This is a genomic window from Neorhizobium descurainiae, from assembly GCF_051400715.1.
GTDB lineage: Bacteria > Pseudomonadota > Alphaproteobacteria > Rhizobiales > Rhizobiaceae > Neorhizobium.
This window is the reverse complement of record NZ_JBLFFK010000034.1, coordinates 19,805-44,105: the sequence shown is the minus strand read 5'-3', so window position 1 is coordinate 44,105 and position 24,301 is coordinate 19,805. Positions and strand designations below refer to the sequence as shown.

Annotated in this window: 17 protein-coding genes and 4 pseudogenes; 4 read left to right on the top strand and 17 right to left on the bottom strand. The window is 60.5% G+C overall.

Annotated elements, in window-relative coordinates; translation table 11 throughout:
• On the top strand, positions 1-408 hold a 408-nt coding region (locus ACMGE0_RS31565), incomplete at its 5' end, for a hypothetical protein (RefSeq protein ID WP_436819825.1).
• Between the two features lie 165 nt (positions 409-573).
• Here the strand turns inward: ACMGE0_RS31565 and ACMGE0_RS31560 are convergent.
• The 13 genes and pseudogenes from ACMGE0_RS31560 to ACMGE0_RS31500 form a co-directional block, all read right to left on the bottom strand.
• Positions 574-1,111: pseudogene (locus tag ACMGE0_RS31560) on the bottom strand (hypothetical protein).
• Positions 1,112-1,244: 133 nt separating this feature from the next.
• Complete coding sequence (locus ACMGE0_RS31555; protein WP_436819824.1) at positions 1,245-1,907, bottom strand: transcriptional regulator; 663 nt, start codon at positions 1,905-1,907, stop codon at positions 1,245-1,247.
• A 704-nt stretch (positions 1,908-2,611) separates the two neighbouring features.
• Positions 2,612-2,912, bottom strand: a pseudogene (locus ACMGE0_RS31550) (hypothetical protein).
• A gap of 32 nt (positions 2,913-2,944) precedes the next feature.
• A pseudogene (locus ACMGE0_RS31545) lies at positions 2,945-3,128 on the bottom strand (hypothetical protein).
• 86 nt (positions 3,129-3,214) lie between these two features.
• Positions 3,215-3,355, bottom strand: a complete 141-nt coding sequence (locus ACMGE0_RS31540) for a hypothetical protein (protein WP_436819823.1) — start codon at positions 3,353-3,355, stop codon at positions 3,215-3,217.
• 119 nt (positions 3,356-3,474) lie between these two features.
• Complete coding sequence (locus ACMGE0_RS31535) at positions 3,475-3,900, bottom strand: hypothetical protein (RefSeq protein WP_436819822.1); 426 nt, start codon at positions 3,898-3,900, stop codon at positions 3,475-3,477.
• Positions 3,901-4,126: 226 nt separating this feature from the next.
• Positions 4,127-5,281: pseudogene (locus tag ACMGE0_RS31530) on the bottom strand (M20 aminoacylase family protein).
• 512 nt (positions 5,282-5,793) lie between these two features.
• Positions 5,794-8,250, bottom strand: coding sequence for a beta-glucosidase (locus ACMGE0_RS31525; RefSeq protein ID WP_436819821.1), 2,457 nt, complete (start codon positions 8,248-8,250; stop codon positions 5,794-5,796).
• 14 nt (positions 8,251-8,264) lie between these two features.
• Complete coding sequence (locus ACMGE0_RS31520; protein WP_436819820.1) at positions 8,265-9,809, bottom strand: sulfatase family protein; 1,545 nt, start codon at positions 9,807-9,809, stop codon at positions 8,265-8,267.
• A gap of 26 nt (positions 9,810-9,835) precedes the next feature.
• On the bottom strand, positions 9,836-11,617 hold the full coding sequence (locus tag ACMGE0_RS31515; protein ID WP_436819819.1) for a sulfatase: 1,782 nt from the start codon (positions 11,615-11,617) through the stop codon (positions 9,836-9,838).
• 3 nt (positions 11,618-11,620) lie between these two features.
• Positions 11,621-12,436 (bottom strand): ATP-binding cassette domain-containing protein, encoded by an 816-nt coding sequence (locus ACMGE0_RS31510; RefSeq protein ID WP_436819818.1) that lies wholly within the window; start codon positions 12,434-12,436, stop codon positions 11,621-11,623.
• A complete protein-coding gene (locus tag ACMGE0_RS31505) occupies positions 12,433-14,199 on the bottom strand; it encodes a dipeptide/oligopeptide/nickel ABC transporter permease/ATP-binding protein (protein ID WP_436819817.1) in 1,767 nt (588 codons plus the stop codon). The genes ACMGE0_RS31510 and ACMGE0_RS31505 overlap by 4 nt, the downstream gene beginning before the upstream one ends.
• The gene (locus ACMGE0_RS31500; protein ID WP_436819816.1) at positions 14,199-15,137 is read right to left on the bottom strand and encodes an ABC transporter permease; all 939 of its coding nucleotides are present in this window, start codon (positions 15,135-15,137) and stop codon (positions 14,199-14,201) included. Before ACMGE0_RS31500 ends, ACMGE0_RS31505 begins: the two co-directional genes overlap by 1 nt.
• Positions 15,138-15,340: 203 nt before the next feature.
• On the opposite strand from ACMGE0_RS31500, the gene ACMGE0_RS31495 reads away from it, so the two are divergent.
• Positions 15,341-16,258, top strand: a complete 918-nt coding sequence (locus ACMGE0_RS31495; RefSeq protein ID WP_436819815.1) for a LysR family transcriptional regulator — start codon at positions 15,341-15,343, stop codon at positions 16,256-16,258.
• A 97-nt stretch (positions 16,259-16,355) separates the two neighbouring features.
• Here ACMGE0_RS31495 and ACMGE0_RS31490 read toward each other — a convergent pair whose 3' ends face one another.
• Positions 16,356-17,864 (bottom strand): ABC transporter substrate-binding protein, encoded by a 1,509-nt coding sequence (locus ACMGE0_RS31490; protein ID WP_436819814.1) that lies wholly within the window; start codon positions 17,862-17,864, stop codon positions 16,356-16,358.
• A 245-nt stretch (positions 17,865-18,109) separates the two neighbouring features.
• Between ACMGE0_RS31490 and ACMGE0_RS31485 the strand changes: the two genes are divergently transcribed.
• Together ACMGE0_RS31485 and ACMGE0_RS31480 are read left to right on the top strand one after the other, a co-directional pair.
• Positions 18,110-19,939, top strand: a complete 1,830-nt coding sequence (locus ACMGE0_RS31485; protein WP_436819813.1) for a sulfatase family protein — start codon at positions 18,110-18,112, stop codon at positions 19,937-19,939.
• 52 nt (positions 19,940-19,991) lie between these two features.
• Positions 19,992-21,653, top strand: a complete 1,662-nt coding sequence (locus ACMGE0_RS31480) for a glycoside hydrolase family 3 protein (RefSeq protein ID WP_436819812.1) — start codon at positions 19,992-19,994, stop codon at positions 21,651-21,653.
• Between the two features lie 48 nt (positions 21,654-21,701).
• Here ACMGE0_RS31480 and ACMGE0_RS31475 read toward each other — a convergent pair whose 3' ends face one another.
• From ACMGE0_RS31475 to ACMGE0_RS31465, 3 genes are read right to left on the bottom strand one after another with little or no spacing between them, the layout of a single operon-like run.
• Positions 21,702-22,679: an aliphatic sulfonate ABC transporter substrate-binding protein gene (locus ACMGE0_RS31475; RefSeq protein WP_436819811.1), complete on the bottom strand. Its 978-nt coding sequence runs from the start codon at positions 22,677-22,679 to the stop codon at positions 21,702-21,704.
• Between the two features lie 39 nt (positions 22,680-22,718).
• Positions 22,719-23,489, bottom strand: coding sequence for an ABC transporter ATP-binding protein (locus tag ACMGE0_RS31470; protein WP_436819810.1), 771 nt, complete (start codon positions 23,487-23,489; stop codon positions 22,719-22,721).
• Positions 23,486-24,226, bottom strand: a complete 741-nt coding sequence (locus ACMGE0_RS31465; RefSeq protein ID WP_436819826.1) for an ABC transporter permease — start codon at positions 24,224-24,226, stop codon at positions 23,486-23,488. The genes ACMGE0_RS31470 and ACMGE0_RS31465 overlap by 4 nt, the downstream gene beginning before the upstream one ends.
• Between the last annotated feature and the right edge of the window lie 75 nt (positions 24,227-24,301).

Below are 24,301 nucleotides of genomic sequence, written 5' to 3'. Positions count from 1 at the left end.
ATGTCCAAGCCCTCATTCGGGCTCAACATCGTCAATCACGCCGTGATCCGGAAGGTGGGTGCAAAACACCGCTTACTAGGAATCTGCAGAAACAGAGGTAACAACAAGGAGACGGGTCGTGTTGACATGAGAGTCAGTGATCTCGTCAAAACCGCCCAACAGGTTCATCAGTCGCGCGCGTTGCTGGTTGCCACCCCTCCTGTCGTCCTCATCGATCGAAACCTCCCCGGACGGAGGATAAAAGCGGTCGGAGGCGCCGGTCACTACTCCCGTATCGGAAACGATCCGCCAGGGGCATTGAATGTGAAGGGCAAAGGAACCGATAGTTCCTTTGCCAGAGGCATGGGCACGGATGCGGCCGAAATGGAAAACCTTCATATCGGAGGCATCACGCGCGATACTCAGTGACAAACCAACGAGTGCTTGTAGTTTATTTCCAATCAGAAGCTCGGTTGCGGGCTCGATCATTGGTCTTGGGACCTTTCATCCATCATCTCACGGTTGGCTGAAACCCGTCGCTTCCCTGCAAACCACGCCCGCAGTGGATCTTCGCGCTGAGGTGACTGAGGTTGTTCAGCGCTCGAACCGCTCCAGCACTCTCTTCAGTTGTGCATTTTGCAGCCTAAGCTTGCGTGCCAGCTGGTTCCGCAGCAGCCTGATCTTCTTCATCAAGGCGGATTGCATCGTCGGAAACGGCGGGAACGCTTGGAGAGGGTGGCGCAACGGCATCAATCGTTTCCGCTTTCTTGCCCCGCTTGCTGCGCTTTCGGGTTGCACCTTCGCCAGCCTGCAAGGGTTTCGGTGCGCCGTGCTCGACCGTACCTTCCTCATCGGATAAGGCCGGATCAGCCGCCTCCGCAGGCCCGGCGTTTTCGCTATTCACCTTGCCATGGAGATGGGTTGCCTCTGACGCCGCCTCCGATTGTTCGTCAGCGACCGGCTTTTCGTCGATCAGAGGATCGGCAGTGTTGAGTCCGTGGTCGGTAGCCGTTTCAGCCGGTTTGGCGATGGCCAATAGGGCCGGCTTCACATCATCGGACAAGCCGTGTTCTTGGCGCTGCTGACGTCGCGGCGACACCAGCCGGGCAAGAAGTTTCCATGGAGACGCCATTTTATTCGACCTCGTATTCAACCTCGCATGCAGGCAGCGGACAAAAGCGTTGGCGGCAGGATTAACCGCCGCCAATATGTTCGTCTCGATATAGCCTTGAGAATGCGGCCAGCGCTTGACCGGCTGCTGCCGATCAACCGAGGTTGAGCCGCTTTCGCAGATCGGCATTTTCAGCACGGAGCTTTTCCGCCAGCAGCTTGCGCAGTCTTTGGTTTTCCTCTTCCAGCTGGAGAAGATCCGCAAACTCGTCAACTGCCGCCACCGACGGTGCGGTCGCCGCCTGCACGGCCTTGGGAGCCCGTTTGACAGGCGCACGTTTGGCGCTTGTCGCACCTTCGTCAGACTTTGCCTTGCGTCCTCTCTTCGGTTTTCCAGCTACGGCATTCGAAGCCACTGCCGGTTGCGCCGAAACTGCTGCCGAGGCGGCTTCAGGTACCGCCTTCCTGGCGCGAGGTTTGCGCTCCTTCTTGGGGACATCGGGCGCCGCTGCGGCCGGCATCTCAGCATCAGTCATCGTATTGTTTTCGTCGGCCATTCTGGTCTCCTGTAAAGCCGGTACATTTGTCTCCCGCTCCATCGGCAGCGTCAACAACGCCGAGGCCTGTTCTTCGCCGGTGAAAGCCTTCTCGCTGCTGCTGACCTGAGACGTTCCTGTCAAGAACGGCATTGCCTCGTCCTGCAGACTTTGCGCAACGGACTTGAGATCCACGTCTCCCCAGATCGAATTCGGATTGGGATTGAGTTTTCGCCGGCCCGATCTATATTCGACGGCAAAGCTGCGCTGGACTTTTTTCACTATCAAAGGCCTTGGGTGGTGTGCGGTGATGTGTCGGCGACGCTTTCAGCATCGCGACAAGCCCCGCAAATAACCGCAATCGCCACGGCAGTCCATACCTGCGGGATACCCTGTCCGGACGCGGTTCGGATTGCCTCTGTTGACTTCCAAGAACCCCAAGTCCCGACGCGTGTCGACGTCGCATTCCGTCTGCTCCACCTCAGCGCGATTTGCTGGCGGCTGCCCCGTTCCCCGCGCTTCAGATCGCGATGGGGAACGGCAAGGCAGTCGGCAACGAGATCACCATCTACAGTCCGCGCCGTGACGAAGATGGCCGCGAGATGCGCCCGCTGGCGGATTTTTCGCTCCGGCCCCGTTGAGGCCCTCCACGACCCGTGCCAAATAGTTCTGATGACAGACGAACAACCGCCAGCGCCCGATGGTGTGCAGCTTCAGCTTTCTCCAGAGGAAGCCCTTGTCCTCTTTGGTTGCTCTCACGGTGGTGCGAACAAGGTAGCGCTCCTACGCCAGAAGCATCGTGTTTTGAAAGCACTGCTGAAGGGGCGGTGCTACACGGGTTATTAGCCGATCTAGAGACGCAGCTGGTTGCCCCATTCAAGGCAGATTACAGCGATCTGCTAGAGGAAGCTCGCAATCGCCTCCAAGCATCTTGGGACTATCCGACGTTGAGAGGCTAGCTTTTCGAAGCGTCCCGCGCCGTGGCTTCAATCCGTTGTTGGATCGGAGATCAGGCGTATCAGAGCTCCGTCATTTGCCGCGGCGCTGATTGCCGTTGCGATCAGCCGGAGCGGTCCGCGCGCGACAAGCGCCTCTGGCGGCGGGCGTTTTCCGGGGCCTGCATCGATAAAGGCTGAACAATCATGATCTAAGTTCAGCATTGCTATGAATGATGTCGCGACGATTGCTTCACCACAAGCGGCGCATCGGAGAATGTACGAGCCGAAATGGACGACAGATTCTGTTTTTATCCAATCCGCACGACGTGCAGGCGAGCAAATTGTTCATCTGGAATTATACCCGAACGGTCTGGTGGCGAGCTATGAAGCGGCAGCCAAAACGACCGCGATAACGAGCAGCAATGGCCCCATCCACTTGAAGTGACGAACCAACGGTAGCCGGCTTACCGGATTTTTCGACAACGGCAGATAACCAGAGCCCACGGACGTCATCCACAGGCCGGCGCAAAACATGATGAAATTCGTCTATATAGGCCGCGATCATGGCTCTCCTGCTTTCGACGCACTGCGAGAAGTTGGCCCGCCCGTCGATGGCTTCCTGCCGGTGGCAATGGGTATGGGCATCACCGTTTATGTCGGCGGAACACCGTCGCTTTGGGCGTTGTCGGGCTGCTCCAGAGGCTTGACGCGAGTGACACCCCAAAAGCCTTTCAGCAGAATACCGATCAAAACGACAACGCCAAAACTCATCAGCACATTATACAAGGTCATGGGCTCTTCCGCGCTTGCTCTACCCTAGGCAATATCTGCTTGCCTGGTCGCGTATGGCAAGCGGATAGTACGTCGCGAAATTTCGAGCCATCAGCGCCGACGGTGGCGACTTCGGTGGGCTAGGTTCGAGTGACGGAGATCGGCTTGGTTTCCTGAACCACATAACGTTCGTTTTCGTCGAGTTCGTTGGGGTCGACCAAGACAACCGATTGCAGCCCGCCGCTCGATACCTTTACGAATGAGTAGGGATTTGCAGTCTCATCATTTGCCAGCAGTAGCGATGTGTCGAGTCTTGCAGCAAGACGAGAGGCGCTCTCGAGGATGTCTGGATGTTGCAAAGGCTCGGACAGATAGATAGTGATGAGCTGAGAGTAGGGATCGGCGCTTGCCGGCTCGACCACGCAGGTAACCGGAAGAGTGCCAATCTCGCTGATGCTGTGGACGACGGCAACGCTTTCACAGGAAATCGCGAGCATCGCTGCGATTCCACGCTGCAGCCTTTCGTGCTCGATCGGTCTCTCTAAAACCGTGTCAAACCAGATCATTGCCGAGACCTACAATTGCGCTTTCGACGTTTCAACAGCACGTGGCGTCATCGGAACCAGGAAGCCAAGCGTCCTTCGACAGGTGCAGGCTGGGGCGAGAGCCGCTAGACGCACCTTCGCCGGCACGGACGGCGTGGCCCCCCGTCGAGAACGTCCGGTCTCGGGCAGGCGCGTCAACAGCCTCAGTGACCGGAACGAAGGCGAAAGGGGCCTGGTCCTATTGCTGTCATGCTAATGGCAAACCACCCTCCACGATCGCCTTGAAATACGCTACACCGAACGGAATAGCGGCGTCGTTGAAGTCGTAGCCAGAGTCATGCACGGAAGGCCCGTCTCCGTTTCCGATGAGCATGATGTTCCCCGGCCGAGCTTCGAGCATAAACGCGAAGTCTTCTGACCCCATCAGCGGCTCCATCGAGCCATTGGCGTTTTCCGTCCCGACCAATGACCTCGCTACGGTCACGGCGAAAGCCGTTTGACGCGGGTGGTTTACGGTCAGCGGAAACATCCGCTTGTACGCCACCGTTGCTTTCGCCCCGTAAGCCTCGGCAACATGCACCGCGATTTCTGTTACGCGTGTCTCTATAAGATCACGCGTGGCGGGCTCGAAGCTCCTCGTGGTGCCGCCCATCTCGGCGGCCTGCGGAATAACGTTTCCGGCTTGCCGCCCGCCATCCAGCCCACTGTGACGACGGCGCACTGACGCGGATGGACATTGCGGGAGACTATCGTGGAGCGCCAAAAGGATGTTTGCGCCGACAACAAGCGGATCAACGCTGACGTGGAGTGACGCACCATGCGCCCCTTTGCCTTATCTTTATCCGAAAGCCATCGGCAGATGCCGCGAGTGGTCCACTGGCGGTCGTAAACTGTCCGATCGGCAACCCCGGCTCCGTGTGCATGGCGTAAACTTCATCGATCTCGAAGCGCTCCATCAATCCGTCATCGACCATCGCCTTTCCGCCACCGCCACCTTCCTCTGCTGGCTGGAAGATAACCACCGCCTTCCCATCAAAGGCGCGGGTCCGTGCCAGGGAGCGAGCGGCACCTAAAAGCATCGCGGTATGTCCATCATGCCCGTACGCGTGCATCACGCCTTTGGTCGTCGATGCCAGGGCACCCCGGTCTCTTCTTCGATCGGTAGCGCATCCATGTCGGCTCTCAGTCCAATTACCTTCCCGCTGGTCTGCTTTTGGCCGTGAATGATGCCAACGACACCCGTCTTGCCGATGCCCCTGACGATTTCGTCACAGCCGAACTCGGTTAGCTTCGCCGCCACGAAGGCAGCTGTCCTGTGAACCTCGAATTGAAGCTCAGGGTGTGCATGAATGTCGCGCCGCCATTCGACGACATCGGCGTAATCGGTATCGGCCCAGTTCATAAGACACCTCAGCGGCCTGCCGGCGTTGAACCCTAGGTGATAGGGTCTATCGAACGAATAATGTCGAGTATCGGCGCAGTTGCCGTCAAGCCATCGCCAATGTGATGTCTGATTTCAGGGCAAGGCACGGATAGCCGCTACTACCGAGATTGGCGCGCGAAGCGGCCGTCGACCGAATAGGTGGCAAAGGCCTGAGCACTGCATCGATGCCCGACCGAGAGATAGGTGAGCCACTCTTTCGCCTTGAAGAGATCTGAACTGACGGCCCCGACTTAGCTGCCGCCCAGGTCTTGATGGGAGTAGAACCCGAGACCTGTCATTGGACGTCTGGCTGCAGTCGAAGGATTCGAACCAGTCCTCATAAGGACGACCCCCGTCACGAGACGCACTCATCGGCGCGCCCGCCCAATGATTTCGAAGGTGTCGTACAATAATGCCGCCTACGGGAGCTATAGCAAAGTCACAGAGACAGCGGCGTCCGAAGGGCGAACGAAAAGTAGAGCAGCCATCGTTCATCGCAGCATTGCGATTCGGCCCATCCGCTCGACCTTTTCCGCCAGCATCGTGGTTGCGGAATCCGTGCCCAGTTGCAGGCGATATAGGCCAGGAGCCACGGCCCAAACCTGATTTTCGACATCGAAATAAGCGAAGGCACGGGCATCGAGCGTCATAGTCAAACGTCGCGTCTCTCCTGGCGTGAGGCCAATCTTTGCGAGTGCCTTGAGTTCTTTCTCCGGGCGGGCGACGGGCGCGTTTTCCGGCGCGACGTAGAGCTGGACCACCGTCGATCCGGCGCGGGCGCCCATGTTTCGCACATCCAGGCTCACCGTAACTGTTCCATCGGCTTCGAACCGCGTATTGTCGACGGATAGCTCACCCAAGGAGAAATCGGTGTAGCTGAGACCGAAGCCGAACGGGAAGAGCGGTGAGATGCCATGGCGTTCGTAGTGACGATAGCCCACGAATACGCCTTCGCGATATTCGACCCCGCCATCCATGCCAGGATAAACCCGCGGGTCCTGACTGTAGGCTGGATTGTCCGACCACCGTACCGGAAAGGTTTGCGGCAAGCGCCCGCCAGGCTCGGCCTTTCCCAAAAGCACGTCGGCGATGGCATTGCCCGCTTCCTGCCCCGGATACCAGGCCTGGACGATGCCGGCGACTTCATCGATCCAAGGCATTTCGATCGGACCGCCGGTCTGGAGCACGACAACGGTATTGCGGTTGGCGCGGGCGATCGCGCTGACCAGTTCGTTTTGGCGACCGGGCAATTCGATGCCGGGCAGATCGCTGCCCTCCGTGTCCCATTCGCCGTTGCGGCCGACGAACACCAATGCGACATCGGCATTGGCGGCGGTTCCGACAGCCGCGGCAATGGCCGCGTCGCCCAGCGGCAGGCCAATCCCCACGCGGAGGGCTGCGAGGCCGAGAGCCGAATGATCCTTCGTGGCGAATTCGATAATGATCTCGGCCGGCTTGCCGGCATCGAGAGCGACCTCGCCGACAACCTCGTCGCACCCTTCCTCGAAGAAGGTCCGGCCTCTGGTCCAGTTGGTCCAGGCATCAGCGACCAGAGTACCGTTGACATAGACCTTCGAGAGACCCGCCGACGCCACCCCGAGCCGGTAAATGCCGGCTTCTTCCGGCACGAATTGCGCCTTGAGACGCGCCGAGAACCGATCGGATGAGATCTTGCCTTGCGCTATTCTGTCGAGCCAGAAGGCTTCGGCGGCTTCCATGGTTTCAACGTGAACGACATTCCCGGAAAGCGTCCGGTTGGCGAAATACTCGACCTGCAATTTGGCCTGCAGCAACGGTTGGAAACGGGAATTGCCGCAGCCGGGCGCATAGCCGAGCGCGTCTTCTCCGACCGCGGAAACCAGTCCCTCCCACGGGCTGACGCGATAGTGGGGGTTGAGCTGGGATGAGCCGCCACCCATGATCTGCGCCGTCTTGGCATTGGGGCCGATGACGGCGATGCGCTGTCCTGCCGTGAGTGGCAAAACGTTGTCGTTCTTCAGCAGCACCATGCCCTCGGCACCGGCGCGGCGGATCAATGCGCGGTGTTCCGGGCGATCGTTGGCGTGTTCTTCATGCGCACGACGATCGTGGAGCGCGCCGGTGCGTTCCATCACCGAAAGAACGGCGCGCACGCGGGCGCGAATGGTCTCGCGCGAAACCTCGCCGGCCTCGACAGCGGCCACCAGCTTGGCGCCGCGGTCGCGCGGCGGTCCTGGCATTTCGAGGTCCAGCCCTGCATTGACCGTTTCTGCCGTGGAATGCGAGCCGAACCAATCGGACATGACAAGACCGTCGAAGCCCCATTCGCCGCGCAACACATCGCTGATCAGCCAGTTGTGCTCGGAGGCATAGATGCCATTGACCCGGTTATAGGCGGTCATGACGCCCATCGCCCCCGCCTTTTTCACGGCCCATTCAAAGGGGACGAAGTAAACCTCCCGCAGAGTGCGTTCATCGATGATCGAGCTGATGGTGGTACGCTCGATTTCCGATTCGTTGCCGGCGAAGTGCTTTATGGTGGCGGCGATACCTTGGCCTTGCAGACCCACGATATAGGCCGACGCCAGCTCGGCGGTCAGCACCGGATCTTCCGAATAGCATTCGAAATTGCGGCCGTTGGTAACCGAGCGCTGAATGTTGACCGTCGGCGCGAGCAGCATATGCGCGCCCTTGGATTTGGCCTCATGGGCCAGGGCCGCGCCAATCTCTTCGAGCAACTCGACATTCCAGGTGGCGCCAAGGCCGATACCGACAGGAAAGCAGGCCGACTTGACACCGCCGAGGAGACTGCCGCCGCCGCGGGCCCCATTCGGGCCGTCGGTTACGCGCAGCTTGCCGATGTCCAGCCGTTCTATGGCGGGAAGCGACCAGAAGTCCTCGCCCGAAAGCAGAGATACCTGCTCTTTAAGGGTCATGGCGTCGATGAGATCGTCGATCGTTCGGGTCATTTCGTCCATATCCGTCACGCCGCCAGTTCGTTGAGCACCGAAGCGCTATCATGCTCCGGCACATCGCCGATCTCGGCCATCTTGGCATCCAGCTTGGTCAGCATGTGCCTGAAGATTGCCGTGTAGGCAGGATCGTTGGCGACATTGGTCAACTCGTGCGGATCCCTTTCGCAGTCGAAAAGTTCCCATTCCGGCGGTGCCCCGTGGGGGCGTGCTCCAAGCTGGCCGAGATCGTCATTGTACCAGTAGATCAACTTATAGCGCTGGTCGCGCACTCCATAATGCGCCCAGGCTTCATGGATATCATCATTGTGCATCCAGTAACGATGGTAGGTCAGTTGCTGCCAATCGCCAGGTGCCCGGCTCTCGAGTACCGGCCGCATGGAACGGCCCTGCATGTAGCTGGGGATGGGAAGCTCTGCGTAGTCGAGGAAAGTCGGCGCGAAATCTACATTGCAGGCGATGTCCTTGCTGGTCGAGCCGGGTTTGATGGCAACAGGATAACGCACGAGGAACGGCATCTGCAGCGATTCCTCGTACATGAACCGTTTGTCGAACCAGCCATGCTCGCCTAGGAAAAACCCTTGGTCGGAGGTGTAAATGACGATGGTATTCTCTGTCAGGCCCTTCTCGTCGAGATAGTCGAGCAGGCGGCCCACATTTTCGTCGATGGATTGCACCGTGCGCAGATAGCGCTTCATGTAGCGCTGGTACTTAAATTCCGCGAACTTCTGCGGATCGTTGAAGGTGAAGTTCTCGCCGGTTTCAGCGCAGATGACGGTTATGGTTTCGCCGGGCGCCAGATCCGGAACCTTGCGCATCCAGGGAATGAAATCGAGCATCAAGGCCCCCACCTCGGAGGCCGGTCCGGATGGCGTCACCAGCCCGAGATCTTCGTAGTTCATGTCCGAGCGGATGCGCATCTTGGCCGCCGCCGCCGCGGCAGCGCGATTGGAATAGTCGTCGTTGAAGGTCTCGGGCAGCGGTATGTCTTCGTGAGCCCAGAGATGGTTGTATTTTGGATGTGGTTCGAAATTGCGGTGGGGCGCCTTGTGGTGGCACATGAGGAAGAAAGGCTGGTCCCTCGATTCCTCGATGAACTTGAGGCTGAGATCGGTGATGATGTCGGTGGCGTAACCGGGAATGCGCCGCTTGCCGTTCGGGAAGATGAACTTTGGGTCCCAGTAATCCCCCTGCCCCGGCACAACGGCCCAGTCGTCGAAACCGGTCGGGTTGTGTGCAGGCCCCTCACCCATATGCCACTTGCCGACTATGCCGGTGCGGTAACCACCCCGCCTCAGGTGCTTGGCGACATTGGGCAAGCGGTTGTCGATCTCGGTATGGAGCGTGGTGACGCAGTTCACATGGTTGTAGGTTCCGGTGAGGATGGCGGCGCGGCTTGGCGTGCAGATGGAATTGGTGACATAGACGGCGTCATGGCGCATGCCCTCCTTGGCCAGACGGTCAAGGTTGGGCGTGTGGTTGAGGCCGGCGCCATAGGCAGAGATCGCGCGGGCGGCGTGATCGTCGCTCATGATGAAAATGATGTTCGGAAGCATTTTAAGCTCTTGAGATTTAAAGGCAATCAAGCGGGAACCGATGTCCGAAGCCGAGCCTCCAGCGCATCGAGGCGATCCTTGTCGAGATGGGGTACCATTCCGGCAATCTCGAGCAGCGTCTTGTCGTCGAAGATGGACGGAACCTTGCCGTCGCGCAGGGCGGGAAGCGCGCTGGCGACGATCTCGCGTGTGTTATCCTCCGCCAGCAGGGCGTTGACAGGGACCGTCGCAATCACGGCATCCGGCGCAAATTCCGCGACCGTCGGCGCCCGCCTCTGCCCCAGTTCGATCTGGGCCCATTGCCGCTCTACGAGAAGGTGGTCCTCTGTCACCAGATCTTCGGTCGGCAGCCCCAGACGCTCGAATTGGCTGGGCGGCGCCGCGTTTTCGCGCATGAGCCGGACGAGAAGGCGGGCCATGCGCAATTCCAGCGCCGAGTCCCGCAGCGGCGTGGTCTGGCCGGGGTCGGTTTCGAGATCGTAAAGCAGCGTTCCGTAATCGGCCGGGCTGCGCATAGTCCAGCCGGGCATACGCATCACGGGGGCGCCCTTCGTGAAGGAGAAGCCAAGCATCATTTCGGCCTGGACAAGCTCAGACGGCTCGAAGCGCGACCGCATATGGGTGGGCATCAGCGTGTGTTCCATGAGCGGCGTGTTGGCTGGATCGACACAGGCGCGCATATAGACGTAGCGCCCGTCGGTGACGCTGACATGACCGCCGAAATTGCCGAACAGTCCCGCCTCGCGCACTGGACGGTCGTTCGCGACCGTTTCGCGGAGAGGCTGGCCGAGCATATCCTTGGTCGGCTGGAGATCGAAGAAGTCGAGCAGTGTCGGCGCAATGTCGATGGTCTGGACCAGCGCCTGCCGCCGCTCACCGGCGACACGCGTACGCGGGTCCCAGACGAAGAAGGGAGTATGGATGGTTTCGTCATACCACGGCATGACGGATTTGCCCCACCAGCCCCGCTCCCCCAGCATATAGCCGTGGTCGGTGCAGACGATGAGCATCGTATCCTTCCACATGTCGTGCTCATCCATGAGGTCGAGGACACAGCCGAGATTGCGGTCGCACATGGAAAGGAGGGCGAGATAGCGACGCCGGGCATGATCCGCCACGGCCTTGGACTCCGTCACCCGCGCATAGGGCGGCCAGTCGAAATCGGTCGGGCTGTTGCCGGGTTCCCCTTCGGGATAGAGCCGGTGATATTGCTCGTAGCTGAAGAAAGGCTCGTGCGGATCGAAGGTCTCGATCTGGAGCATCCAGTTGTCCGCCCCGGCATTGGTGTTGATGAATTCCAACCCCGCATCAAACGTCCGGGTCTGCGAATGATCGGTCTCATCGGCCAGATAGGACCGGTTGATCCGGTCCTGGTTCCTCATGCGGTGGAAGATGTCGGTCAGCCGTCTGCTGTCATTTTCCGCGACCACACCCTTCCACAGATCGCCTTCCTGGCCGCGGAAAAATTCATGGCTGGAATAACGGGTATGATAGGTGGCCCCGCCATCTTCCCAATAATGCTGGTGATCGGTGACGAGGTGGGTATAGACGCCGTTTCTGGCGAGGATTTCCGGCATGGAGTCGTCGAAGGGCTCGATAGGCCCCCAGGAACGGTGCAGGAAATTGTGCCGCCCGGTATGCAGCTCCCGTCGTGCCGGCATGCAGGGCATGGAACCGGCGTAGCAGCGATCGAAGGTGGCCGTGTGCGCGGCCAGCCGGACGAAATTGGGAGCATGGGTTTGCGTGTCGCCATAAGGCGGCAGCATGCGCCGGTTGAGGCTGTCGAACATGACGATGATGGCGCGCATGAATCAGGCTCCCATGGCCAGAGCGCGGAACGCGGCGCGCCGTTCGGCCTGGCGGACGGGATCCGCGACGGGAGCGGCCAGCAGGAGCCGCCTGGTGTAGTTATGCTGCGGATTGGCGGTGACCTGATCGCAGTCGCCGAATTCGACGATCTCGCCGCCCCGCATCACCGCAACGCGATGAGAAATGTGACGGACGACCGCGAGGTCATGGCTGACGAAGAGATAGGCGACGCCGGTGCGCTGCTGGATCTCGATGAAGAGATCGAGAACACGCGCCTGGGTGGAGAGATCGAGCGCCGACACCGGCTCGTCGCAGACAATGAGATGCGGCGAGAGCGCCAGGGCCCGGGCTATGGCGATGCGCTGTCGCTGTCCGCCGGAAAACTCGCGCGGATAGCGGTAGGCGGCATCGCTCGGCAACGCCACTTGGTCGAGCAGAGTACGTACCTTGGCGGTGGCCTCGGCCTTGCCGGCCTGCCGACGCGCGATGATCGGCTCGGTCAGGATGTCTTCGATGGTCATCGAGGGATTGAGCGAGGTATAGGGATCCTGAAACACCGCCTGAATGGCGGCGGCATTGCCCTTGCGATCACGCGGGGGCACGCCGGCAATATCCTGCCCCTCGAACAGAATGCGTCCCGAACTGACCGGACCAATGCCGAGAATAGCGCGGCCCAAGGTGGTCTTGCCGGACCCGCTCTCCCCGACCAGACCCACCGTTTCACCGGCACGCACGGTCAGGTTGACGTTCTTGAGGATATGAAGCGCTCCGAAATGGGTGTTCACATCGATGCATTCGACGATGACGTCGTCAGTCATGCCGCAACTCCCCTACCGGAACGAGGCTGATAGACACGCGGCGTCACGTCGTCGAGGACGGCATCGAGCAACATTTTGGTGTAGTCGTGCTGAGGCGCTGCGAAGAGCCGCCGGACATCATTGGTCTCCACGACCTTGCCGTCCTTCATGACCGAGACTCGGTGGCAGATATCGGCCACTACCCCGAAATTGTGGGTAACGAGAATTACCGACATGTTGAGCTCCGCCTGGAGATCGCGCAGCAGGTCCAGCACTTCCGCCTGCACCGTCACGTCAAGCGCCGTGGTAGGCTCGTCGGCTATGAGCAGGTCCGGGCTGCAGGAAATGGCGCGGGCGATGAGCACGCGTTGCGCCATGCCGCCAGAGATCTGGTGCGGATAGGCATTGAAGGTGCACGAAGGATTGGGCATGCCGACGCGCGCGAGAAGTTTGAGTGCCCGCTCCTTGGCCTCGGCTTTGGAAATGCCCAGAACGGTGACCATGGGTTCGGCCAGCTGGTAGCCTATTCGGAAGGCCGGATCGAGATTGCTCATCGGCTCCTGCGGCACATAGGCGATGCGCTTGCCGCGCAGCGTACGCATGTCCTCTTCGGGCAGGTTCGCGATATCGCGGCCATCGAACCAGATCGAGCCCGAGAGGATGCGGCCGCCAGTGGAAAGCAGACCCAGCACGGCGAAGGCCGTCTGTGTTTTGCCCGAGCCGCTTTCTCCGACCAGACCAAGCACCTCGCCGCGCCGCAGCGTCAGCGATACGCCCGTGACGACTTCGGTCCAGCCGGACCTGTCGGGATAACCGACGATCAGATCGCGCACATCGAGTAGCACGTCCTTGTCAATCGGTGAGACTCCACTGGCCCGCTTGGCAACCACCTCCGGCAGGCGCGCAACGGCCACCGACCGATTGCCCTGCTGCAGCAGGTCGCGGATGGCGTTGGCAAGGAGCACCAGGGAGGCCACAGTCACCGAAATAGCAAGCCCCGGCCAGAAGATCGCCGTGGGCACCACGAACATGTTGGCGAACGCGTCCTGCAGCATGCCGCCCCAGGTCGGGATGGATGTATCGCCGAGACCCAGGAATTGCAGACCCGATTGGATGACAATCGAGATACCTGCGACGACAGAGATCTGAATGATGACCGGCGCGCGAATGACGAGAAGGATGTGTCGGACGATGATGCGCAGGTCTGAGAGACCCGAGACGCGTGCGGCATCGACATAAAGCTCGTGCTTGACGCCATTCACGAGGTTGCGCGTCAGTCGATAGAATCCCGGCGCCAGCATGACGCCGAAGACCAGCATGGAAATCTCGATGGACGAGCCGAGCGATTGATAGAAGGCGAGCAGGACGATGAGCGCCGGAAGGGACATGAGGCCATCCGAGATCCAGCTCATGACGATCTCGCGCCGGCCGCCGAAATAACCCGCAAAGAGACCCGACGTCACGCCCACAAAGGCAGCTACGGTGACCGTAATGAGTGCACCGATCAAGGTATTGCGTGACCCATAGACGAGACGGCTGAAGATATCGCGCCCCGACCCGTCACCGCCCAGGAGATAGCCGTCTCCCGGAACCGCGTTGACCTTGAAGATCTGCAGATCGTCCGGTGCGAACGGCGCAATCACTGGTGCGAAGATGGCGGTGATGACGACGATGGACAGAAGGATCGTGGCGACGAGCCCGAGCGGATTGGTCAGCACCGAGCGCAGCAGGCCGGAGCGGGCGGCGAGCGACGCCGGGGATTGTTGTTGAGTTGCAGAGGTCATCAGAGCCTCACCTTCGGATTGACCCAGGCATTGGCGAGGTCGATGGCGATATTCACGAACACGACGAGAATGATCATGGTGACCACCACGCCCATAAGCACGGGCACATCCCCGGAAAGCGCCGCCTGGACTGTGACGGAGCCAAGACCCGGAATGGCAAAGACCCGCTCGATGATGGCGGCACCGCCTAGCAGAGCGATGAACTGAACGGAGAGCACGGTAAGAGCCGCCGGCATGGCATTACGCAGCGCATGGCGGAACAGCACCGACGACGGCCTGATGCCACCGGCCCTCAGGGTGCGGACATAATCCTGGCGCAGCGCATCGATCATGGCGCCTCTCACCTGCTGGGAGGCGGAGGCGATGCCGGAGAGCACAAGCGCCGAGACCGGCAAGGTGAGCGCGGCCGCCCAGCCGATGGGCGAGGTCAAAAAGTCCACATAGCCCGTGGCCGGAAACCAGCGGAGATTGAGCGCAAAAACCACCACGAGGATGAGACCGAGCCAGAAATTCGGCAAAGAGAAACCGATGACGCTGAGAACCTGGATCACCCGATCCGCCCAGCCGCCTTTGACGGCGGCGGTAATCCCGAGGAGCGAGGAGATGATGCCGATCGTGAACACGGCCACGGTCACCATGGACAAGGTCACCGTCAGACGCCCCGACACGATCCGGGAGACGCTCTCTCCCATGGTCCAGGATTGGCCCAGATCTCCTATGAGCGCATTGGCGACCCAGCCGCCGTATTGTTCGTAAAGCGGCCGGTCGATTCCCAGCTTGGCCTCGAGAGCCGCGATCTGTGCGTCGGTGGCGTTCTCCCCCAGGATGTTCTGGGCCACGTTGTCGGCTCCGCCGAATACCATCACGAATGTCAGCGTCGTAACCAGCACAAGGAGAACAAGACTCGAGAGGATGCGCTTTGAAACATACCTCAGCATCGCGATCCGCCCCCCTTCCGGGGGTGATGCATCACCCGTCCTGGCGGATGCGGCCTTTGGGCAAATCTCATCATCTGTCTCCTCCTCACGTCCCTGCCCCGCGGATTTCTTTCGGGCTTCTTTTGAGTGAATTGATAACAGTTGAACCGATGCACCGATAATGCAAAAAGCATCAGCAGTGATAACGCGGATGCATATCCATCATGCTTGACCAGATCACCCATCTCTTCCGTCTTCGCACGATCCTTCAGGAAGGCAGCCTTCGGCGCGCCTCGGAAAAGCTCAACATCACTCAGCCGGCGCTTTCCCGCTCGCTCGCGCAGCTGGAGAGTTACTTCGGGCAACGGCTCGTGGAACGGCATGCACGTGGTGTGAAAGCGACCCCTTTCGGTGAGCGGGTTTTGTCCGTTTCCAGCCGCATCGAGCGCTATTGGGAGATAGCCGAGCATGAGTTGCGCGCAGAAGCGATGGACGAAAAGAGCGTGATGCGGATAGGTGGCGGGCCGGTATGGCGCTCGGGCATTCTTTCCGGCGTGCTTAGCCAGTTGCAAACACGCTTTCCCCGTCTGTTGATCGAATTTACAACCCTCACATTCGGCAAGACGCTGCAGGATCTGCATGAGGGCCGGTTGGATGTCGCCTTCGGCGGTGTCTTCAACGATGGAGGAACCAGTCAGCGCTTTGCCCGCGTCAAGCTCACGGAGGTATCCAACCATGTCATGGCGCGGGAGGATCATCCCCTCTTCGCCACCTCCCGGAAGGATGGCGGCCTTGTGGCCTCCGGTCTTCTCGACTACCCATGGATCGTCTACTCCGAACTGCCGGCCTATCGAGAGATCACGCAGCATACGATAGCGGAACACATCGGCGGCCCGCCGGACATTCGTTTTGTCTGCCAGAACCTGCTTTCAGCGCTCACGATCCTGCAGCAAAGCGACTGCCTTTGCGTGCTCCCGGCGCTGTCGGTGCATGCCGTTGCCGCGCCGCGCATTGTCCCTGTACCTTTACCCCTGAAACGGAACACGGCCGAGATCGGTATGATCTTCCGCACAGAATTGCAGGATTGGGAGCCGATGAAGGCTCTGGTCGAGCTGTGCAGGGTTAAATTCGGCATTGTCTAGCTACGCGCGAGCTTAACCACGGCAATGAGGAAAAAGAAAATGGGCAGCCTTTGGTGGCTGCCCATTCGATGAAGGTTACTTGGCCCGGGAGGATGACCTATTTCGCCTTCGAGAAATCTCGGATGTGCGGAACCGCGTTGGTAGGATGCAATTTCACGCCAGTCTGCTTGTTCGTCAGATAAATGGTATCGCGCCTGTACCACGGGGCAAAGAAGGCATTTTCCACCATATAGCGGTTGAGATCCCGGTAACCCTTGATCTGCTCGTCGCCGATCGCACGCTGGGTCGCATCGAGCATCTTGAGGAATTGCGGATCGGCAACCTTTGACGTATTCCATGCGGAATTCGGATAGCCGAATTTCTGGTACTCCGCCCAGGAGCCCTGATAGCCGAACTGGAAAACGTAGGCGGGAAAACGGCCGGACCGTAGCTCGGGAATGGTAGCATTCGGAGCAACCTTCTCCCACTGCACCGTTATGCCGATATCCTTGAGCTGCTTTTCGACGATCGGATTGAAGCTCGCGAAATTGGCGAGTTCCGGCAAAACTAGAGTAAAGCCCTTGCCGTATCCGGCTTCCTCAAGAAGAGCGCGAGCGGCCTTCGGATCGAAGGGGTAGACCTTGTCGAGTTCCGGCACATAGGCGCTGCTGCCGGCGGGGAAAATCTGATCGCTCAGACGGCCGAAGCCCAATTCGACGAATTTGAGTATCGAGGCCTTGTCGAAAGCCATGTTGAGCGCCTTGCGGACGCGCACGTCGGCAAGCGCCGGCGTAATCTTGCCTTCGCGGTCGGCGATGATGAAGCCGAGCCAGTTCACGTCATTGCGCTGTACGGCGAGACCGTTGGCCTCGGCGTCCGCAACCGTGCGCGCCTCCCCGAGGCCCGCATCGACCTGACCGGATTTGAGAGCATTGAGGCGAGCAACCTGATCGTTGATCGGCGTGATGGTCACGCGTTCGAACGGAAAGGCCTGCGCATTCCAATAGTTCGGATTGCGGTTATAGACATATTGACGGCCCGGGACGGAAGCCGCGACATCATAGATATAAGGACCCGAACCGATCGGATTGTTGGCGAAGCTCTTCACGCCCAGGGTTGCCGGCGAAGCCATCGCACCGCCGACCACAGTCAGATTGTCGATCAGGCTGGGATCGGGCTCGCTGAGATGCAGGCGCACTTCGGTGGGCGAGACCACTTCCACCTTGGAGATGAGTGCGGCCATGAAACTGTTCTGGCCGGCGCCATTCTTGAGATATTCGAGATTGGCCTTGACCGCATTGCCGTCGAAAGGCGTGCCGTCGGTAAAGCTCACTCCCTGACGCAGGGTGAGTGTCAATACGCTGTGATCGTGATTGTAGGACCAGGCGGTAGCCAGGTTGGGGACAACCTTGCCCTCGGGCTGCATGACCAGAAGCGTATCGAGCACTGGCTGCCAATACTGCATCTGGTTAGCGATCATCAGCTGCGCGCGGTCAAAGCTGTTGTTGTCGAGTATGGCCGCGATGGCCAGCGTCTGGTCGTCGTTTGCGACCTGCGCCATGACCGACGGCACAAAAGCAACCGAACTCATTGCCGCGACAGCCGCCGCGAACACGATGTTACGCATTTTTCCTCCCTTGGCGTCCTGCTCGATTGCGACCTCCATCAGCCTCGCAACCAAGCTTTCTCATCTTCGCATACCATCCAGCGCGATTAACGAGAAATGCAAAGACCCGCTAGAGCGATAGACCAAACTCATACGTCGCCTTGTCGCGGCTTATGCATTCCGCTTATCACTCGCGCGTCTTTTGTCAGTCCTCCCAGCGGCGCGACGATGTTATCGAGATAGCAACGGCATGCGGAGGGAGAGGTATGGGCGATCGGCCGAACATATTGTGCATCGTGAGCGAAGATTGTCCGCCCAGGCTTGGCGCCTATGGCGACACCCTGGCGCGCTCGCCCAATCTCGACAGGCTGGCCAGCAACGGGGTCGTCTACGAAACGGCCAACTGCACCTCGCCGGTCTGCGCGCCGTCGCGCTTTGCAATCCTGACCGGTCGCTACGCGGAAAGCTGCCCCAGGGCCCAGCATATGCAGGCTTTGGTCCACCTCCCCGCCGAATTCCTGGCCTACCCCGCTGAAATGCGAAACGCCGGCTATTACTGCACCAACAATGCCAAGACCCACTATAATTGCGACGTCGACCCGGCAGAAATCTGGGACGAATCCAGCAGATCGGCCCATTGGCGAAACCGGCCCGAGGGCAAGCCCTTCCTCGCCGTCTTCAACTGCATGACGACGCATGAGTCCTGTACCTTCAAGGAGCAGCCCGGCATCGTACGCCCCGAGGATGTCACCCTGCCGTTCCATCTGCCCGACACGCCCGGCATGCGGCAAAGCCTGGCGCGGCAGTATAATGCCATCGCTCGCATGGATGCCGAGCTGGGCCAGCATCTGGCCGACCTGGAGGCGGACGGGCTCGCCGACGACACCATCGTTTTCTATTTCTCCGACCACGGCTCGGCCTTGCCCCGCTCCAAGCGCTATCTCTATGACGAGGGGCTGCGCGTACCTCTGATCATCCGCGTCCCGCCCAGGTGGCGCCATCTCATGCCGCACGACCCCGGCACGCATGTCAGCGCTCCGGTGTCGCTCGTGGATCTGCTCCCGAGCTTCCTTGCCATTGCCGGCGTCGCTAATCCGGAGGAGCTGCACGGCACGCCGTTGTTGGGGCCGAGGGCCGCGCCGCGCCAATATGTCTTCGGCGGTCGCGACCGTATGGGCGAACGCTACGATCTCAGCCGCACGGCGCGTTCGGAGCGGTATCGTTATATCCGCAATTACTCGCCACACCGTATGCTCGGGCAATATGTCGCCTTCGAATGGCTTGGCGCGCACTATCAGGACTATGAGGCGGCGCATCTGGCCGGTACGCTCAACTCCACGCAGGAGCAGTTCTGGCGTCAGAAGCCGGCGGAGGAGTTCTACGACCTTCATTCCGATCCCGACGCCACGGTCAATCTGATCGATGATCCAGCATACGAGGCCCTCATCCTAGACCACCGCGCTGCGCTGGACGAGCATATGCTCGCAATACGCGACACCGGCTTCATTCCCGAGCACAGCCCGGTGGAAACCTGGGAAGCGAGCCGAGACGAAGCGCTCTACCCGCTCTCGGATGTTATGGACCTTGCCTTCGTCGCCGCTGCCCGAAGCGTGAAGAACGCACCGACCTTCTTGAGCAGGCTCTCTCATCCCTCGCCGGTCATGCGCCATTGGGCCGCCAAGGCGCTACTCATGCTTTCTTCCGCTGGAGAGCCCCTGCCCGACGGCCTTGCGGCCGCCTATGCGACAGAAACAGACCCACAAGTCCGCATCCCGCTGGCGGAGGCACTTGGTCATGCGGAGGACGCCCGTCATTGGGTGAACGAAATAACGCGAATTCTCCGCGCGGAACCCGACCCGCGCATCAAGCTCCAAGCTCTCGACGCGCTCACTTGGCTGCCGCTATTCCCCGACATCTCGCTTGCCGCAGTGTGCGCGCTGCATGATGATGAAGACACCTATCTGCGCCAATCCTCCGATTATCTGGCCCAGCGGTTGGATGGCACCTACAGGCCAACCAACATGATCTTCGACTGGAGCAGGCTCGATGCCGAAGGGCAGATGGGCAAGCAGAAGGCCGGTACGACCCGGCAATAGCTGCAAAGAACTGTCGGACGACGCCCTACTTTCCATATGACTGGACATAGCCATGACGCTCACTTTGGATCACCTAACGAAAGCTCCCTTCAACCTCGATCGCGAGGCGGTCGACTGGGTGGAGCGCACGTTCCAGACGCTCGATGAAACGGCCCGTGCTGCGCAGCTTTTCAACCTCAACTCCAGGGGCGACGACCGGCAAACGGAGATAGCCCGCCTTCGGCACCTGAAGCCGGGTGGTATCACCCGCTTCTTCGGCTCTGACGGCAAGGCGGAACGCGAGCATATGGCTGCCATTCAGGCCGAGGCAGACCTTCCGCTTCTGGTGTCCGCCGATCTCGAAGGTTCCCGCATGAGCCTTCCCTTCGGCACGGCTGTTCCCAATCCGCTGGCGCTTGCCGCAGTGGACGATGTCTCGCTGACCGAAGCGATCTCCGACCTGATGGCACGCGAGGCCCGGTCTGTCGGCATCAACTGGTCCTTCACCCCGGTCCTCGACATCAATGCGGCATTCCGCAGCCCGATCGTCGCGACCCGCGGATACGGCTCCGACCCGGCACTGATAGAGCGTCATGCGCTGGCGCAGATGCGTGTCTTTCAGCGGCTGGGCCTCGCCACGACCGTCAAACATTGGCCGGGCGAAGGTTATGACGAGCGCGACCAGCACCTCGTCACGACGATCAACCCGCTCTCCATGGAAGACTGGCGCGCGACCTTCGGAAAGCTCTACAAGGCCGCCATCGACCAGGGCGCCAAGTCGGTCATGTCGGCGCATATCGCGCTGCCGGGCTATGTTTTCGAGCGCAATGCACAGGCAGGCGAAGAAGCCTATCTGCCGGCTTCGGTTTCTTCGGCACTCAATCTCGATTTGCTTCGCGGCGAACTCGGCTTCAACGGCCTCATCGTCTCGGATGCGAGCGAGATGGCGGGCCTGTCAGGCGTCATGCCGCCGCGCGAGGCGAAGATCGAGATCATCTCGGGCGGCTGCGACATGGTGCTCTTTTCCTCCGATCCGGAGACGGAAATCGCGGCGGTGCGCGACGCCGTCCATTCCGGGCGCATCACCGCCGAGCGCTTTGCCGATGCGGCGACCCGGGTCCTGGCGCTCAAGGCCTCGCTCGGACTACACCGAAACGTCGAGATGCCGGCGCGTGTCACCGATGCGGCTGCGAAGAAGCAGGCTGAAGATGCTTTCGCCCGCGCCCCGACGCTGGTGAAGGACCGCGCCGGCACCCTGCCGCTGCACCCTGCAAAGCACCGGCGCATCCTCGTCGTGTCGGGCGGGATCGTCGAACCGATGCAGAACGCCCGGCTGAACTTCAAGCTGCCGGAGATGCTGGCCGCCGAGGGTTTTGAAATCACCCTCCATCGCTACGGCACGCCGCTCGATGCGGAAGGACAGGATCTCGTGCTCAATCTCTTCGGCGAGGAGACGCTCCTGACACGCGGGCGCATCTTCCTCGACTGGCTCTCGCTCCATGGGGATTTCCGGGCAGCCATGAAGCGGCCCTGGACGCGGCTGCCGACGGTGATGATCTCCTTCGGCTTTCCCTATTATCTCTACGACGCCCCGAGGGTGCCGACCTATATCAACGCCTATTCGACCCACGAAGCGATGCAGAAGGCTGTCTTGGAAGCGCTGATGGGCCGGCGGCCCTGGAACCGGAAGAGCCCTGTCGACCCCTTTGCAGGCGCGCCGGATGCCAGGTTCTAGGCAGGCTTCCGCTCCCCGAGGGACAATCGGGCGGGGAGCGGATAAAGTTTACGCGCTGGTGAACAGGTCAGCCGTATAGAACTGTTCGGGCGGCAGCGGGTCCTTCACTGTTCCGAATTCCTGGAACATCTTGTTGAAGTCCGTCAGCCATTTGTTGACCGTGCCGTCCTTCGTGAAGTCGTCGAGTTCCTTGCCGGTCAGCATCCTGCGGCTGCGGGCGACCTTGTCGGTCGCATCTGCCGGCGCGTTGAGGAAGGCCGTGGTGATCTGGATGGACCGGTCGAGGTTCGCGACGCGATAGTCCATCGCCTTCTTCATGACGCGCAGGAATGTCTTCACGAGATCCGGGTTCTGCTGGACGATCTCGTTGCGGGCGACGAATGTGTTGATGAACGAGGTCTGCGGATAGAAATCCTGATTGGAGGCCAGCTCCTTCATGTCAGGCACGCGCGGCTTGATCGTGTCGATCAGCGGATACCAGATGCCGGCGCCGTCGATCTGTTTGGACGTGAAAGCTGAAACCACCGTCGCCGGATCCATCGGCACGACCTGGATGTCGCCAATCGTCATGCCGGCCTTGGTCAGCGCCATGCGCAGGATCATGTCCCCTGAAGTGCCCTGCGGTACGCCGACCTTCTTGCCCTTCAAATCCGTAATCGAAGCGATGTTGCCCTGAACGATGACACGGTCGGAGAAGCCGATATCGTTGACGCCGACCACCTTGGCGCGGCCGCTGGCAGGCAGCCACAACGCTCCGGGGCCGATCGTGCCGAAGTTCAGGCTGCCGGCGCCCATCGCCTGGATCTGGATCGGCCCGTTGGTGAACACCTTGATCGAAGGGTCGATGCCTTCGGCTTCCCACAACTTCTGATCCTGAGCGATCGCGAGCACGCTGGCATTCGGAAAATCGGCAATGTAGCCGATGGTCATGTCGGCGGATTGGGCACGCGCCCTTCCGCCGATGGAAAACGCGCTCGCGGCGGCCATGGCCGCTGTCGTCTTCATCAGGTTTCGTCTCGTCAGCATGTTCATTCCTCCTTGTGACAGCCGATCGTGAAGGCAGGGTCAGGCTGCGGCCAGGTGATAGACCGACCGCCAGACCTCGTTGCGCAATGTCGAAAATTCCGGCGAAAGGCGCATCTCCTCGGTGCGCGGATAGGGCAGATCGACCGTGATGATCCGGTGAAGTCGGCCCGGACGGGCGGCCATGACGACGACGCGGCTTGCCAGATAAACCGCCTCGTCGACATCGTGGGTGATGAACATGACCGTGCGCCGCTCCGCTTCCCAAGTGGCGAGCAACTGATCCTGAAGCTGGACGCGGGTCAAAGCATCCAGTGCTCCGAAAGGCTCGTCCATGAGCAAGATCTTCGGGTTGACGGCATAGGCACGCGCGATCGCGCAGCGCTGCTTCATGCCGCCGGAGAGCGTCTTCGGCAGCGAATCCGCAAAATCGCTCAGACCCACGAGGCCGATGAAGTGATCGGCGATCCTGCGGCGCTCCGCCTTCGGGTGGCCGGCGATCTGTAAGCCGAATTCCACATTCTCGCGGACCGTCAGCCAGGGAAAGAGCGCGTATTGCTGGAAGATCACGCCGCGTTCAGGGCCTGGCCCCTTGACCGGCACGTTGTCGACCAGGACCTGGCCCGACGACGGATCGGTGAGACCTGCGGCGATGTTCATGGCCGTCGACTTGCCGCACCCGGACGGGCCGACCACCGTGATGAATTCGCCGTCCTCGATATCGAGGTTGAGACCCTGCAACGCGCTGAAGGACGTCTGCCCCGCAATGTTGAATATCTTGGTGACGTTCTGGAACGAGATCTTGATGCTCATAGCTTTTCCTGCCAGGCGGTCAGCACGTTATCGAGCGCCATGACGATCCGGTCCATGATGAGGCCGAGAACGCCGATTGCGACAAGGCTGACGAATATGGTCGGTAGATCGTAGTAGAGCTGCGCCTGCTGCATCCGGAAGCCGAGGCCGGACTGCGCCGCGATGAGTTCGGCCGCCACCACGGTCGCCCAGGACGAGCCGAGACCGATGCGCACCCCGACCATGATATAAGGCAGCGATGCCGGCACGATGACACGCCGAAAGATGGTGAAGTCGTTGGCGCCGAGAACACGAGCGGCGTTGATCAGCGTCTTGTCCACATTGACGACACCCTGATAAGTCGCGACGACGCTCGACAGGAAGGACGCCAGGAAGATGACGAAGATCTTCGGGGTCTCGTCGATGCCCATGGTGACGATCGCCAGCGGGATGATGGCGAGTGGCGGGATCGTGCGGAAGAACTGCACATAAGGTTCGATGATGCCGCGGGCGATGCGATACCAGCCCATCAGGAAACCGATGGGGATCGCCACGGCGATCCCGAGTGCGAAGCCCGTGAAGACGCGGCCGAGGCTTGCCAGCGCATCGGACCAGAGAAGTCCGTTTTGCGCTTGGATGACGGCCTGGTTGGCAACGGCGAGCGGCGTCGGCAGACCGACGACGCCCTGTGCGGTGACGACAGCCCAAAGAAAGATGCCGACGACAACAGCGGCGATGTTGATCGCCAGCATGCCCATCGGACGCGACAGCAGGGACGGCCGCGGCGCGGGTCCCGGCTTTTCCCCGGTCGTTGAAATTGACAAGGTCATGCC